Raw genomic sequence first — 290 nt, 5'->3', positions numbered from 1 at the left:
GTAGGACCGGTATCTCCAGTAACTCCAGTCGCACCAGTAGGCCCGGTATCACCAGTTACACCAGTGGCACCAGTAGGACCGGTATCTCCAGTTACACCAGTGGCACCAGTAGGCCCAGTATCTCCAGTTACACCAGTGGCTCCAGTAGGCCCGGTAGGTCCAGTAGCTCCAGTAACTCCGGTGGCACCAGTAGCTCCAGTATCACCGGTTGGACCAGTAGGCCCGGTAGGTCCAGTAGCTCCAGTAACTCCGGTGGCACCAGTAGCTCCAGTATCACCGGTTGGACCAGT

At 57.9% G+C, this 290-nt stretch carries 1 protein-coding gene; it reads left to right on the top strand.

Annotation, left to right across the window (positions count from 1 at the left end; genetic code table 11):
* The coding region (locus tag FXF70_RS19150; protein WP_222863440.1) for a hypothetical protein at positions 1-290 on the top strand (290 nt) is incomplete at both ends.

The organism is Bacillus sp. Y3, from assembly GCF_008123875.1.
GTDB classification, from domain to species: domain Bacteria; phylum Bacillota; class Bacilli; order Bacillales; family Bacillaceae; genus Bacillus; species Bacillus altitudinis.
This window is presented reverse-complemented; position numbering and strand designations above follow the sequence as displayed.